This window comes from Neisseria sp. P0009.S010 (assembly GCF_051958545.1).
GTDB lineage: Bacteria > Pseudomonadota > Gammaproteobacteria > Burkholderiales > Neisseriaceae > Neisseria > Neisseria subflava_A.
In genome coordinates this window covers 1-250 of the sequence record NZ_JBQCVH010000050.1, presented here as the reverse complement: position 1 = coordinate 250, position 250 = coordinate 1, and the positions used below count along the sequence as shown (strand labels likewise).

At 46.8% G+C, this 250-nt stretch carries 1 rRNA gene; it reads right to left on the bottom strand.

Annotation, left to right across the window (positions count from 1 at the left end):
- Positions 1-250: ribosomal RNA gene (locus tag ACTHSN_RS10860) — 16S ribosomal RNA — on the bottom strand; the annotation flags it as partial.

The window sequence follows — 250 nt, the reverse complement described above, 5'->3', positions numbered from 1 at the left end:
GACTACTAGGGTATCTAATCCTGTTCGCTACCCACGCTTTCGTCCATCAGCGTCAATCCATTAGTAGTAACCTGCCTTCGCAATTGGTATTCCATGTAATCTCTAAGCATTTCACCGCTACACTACATATTCTAGTTACTTCCTAATAATTCAAGGCCTGCAGTATCAATGGCCGTTTCCCCGTTGAGCGGGGAGATTTCACCACTGACTTACAGGCCCGCCTACGGACCCTTTAAACCCAATGATTCCG